This is a genomic window from Lactobacillus sp. UMNPBX1, from assembly GCF_002554085.1.
Taxonomy (GTDB): Bacteria; Bacillota; Bacilli; order Lactobacillales; family Lactobacillaceae; genus Lactobacillus; species Lactobacillus crispatus.
Genome location: NZ_PCZI01000054.1, coordinates 1 through 767, shown reverse-complemented (window position 1 = coordinate 767; position 767 = coordinate 1). Strand labels below are relative to the sequence as shown.

The 767-nt window shown below is 39.1% G+C and carries 1 protein-coding gene; it reads right to left on the bottom strand.

Annotated features, from left to right (window positions below; translation table 11 throughout):
• Positions 1–767, bottom strand: a 767-nt coding sequence (locus tag CP352_RS10740; RefSeq protein ID WP_098034950.1) for an IS30 family transposase, incomplete at both ends; no start/stop codon positions are given.

The following is a 767-nucleotide window of genomic DNA, read 5'->3' as shown; positions in this document are numbered from 1 at the left end:
AAGATTTCATCTGGTGTGTGATATGCCAGGATCTTTCTGGGTAAAGAGTTGCACCAGGTTTCAATATCAATGATTTGTTGGAGAGAATAGTTATTGATGCAGTCTCCTTTAGGAATGAATCTGCGAATAAGACCATTATGTCTTTCAACAGTTCCTTTATCACAAGAAGTATAAGGATGAGCATAATAAACAAGAGTCTTAGAAACTTCTTCTAAATTAGCTAAATCCGCAAACTCTGAACCATTGTCAGTAGTAATCGTCTTGAAGATGTGATTCCAGTGCTCGCTGTATTGTTTTTGAAGCATTTTAAAAGCCTGCATGACACTGGCAGATGTCTTGTCAGGTATGCGAATAATCAAGAATTCACGGCTCATGCGCTCAGAAAGCGTTAATAGAACCTGATCATCTTTGGTTTTATGCCCTAAAACAAGATCACATTCCCAATGACCAAATTCATTCCGCTGGTCAATCTCTTTAGGCCGCTCTTCGATGCTTCGTCCCAGCTTTTTCTTATTTTTGCGAACATGATGGAGCTTGGTATTGCGTTTAAGTTTTTCAGGCAAATCATAGTTCTTAATTGTAATTAGGCCTTGTTCTACATAGTTGTACAAAGTTCTGGTGCAGACTGTTTGGTGATGTGAAAATTCACCGATAGCTAAGCTACGATTGGCACAAACGTCAAGTGACCAGCCGTCCTCAAAGAAATGCTTAATGACGTAGCTAATAAAGTCTGCTTTCTTCAAGAAGTCTGATTTACGACCACAGTG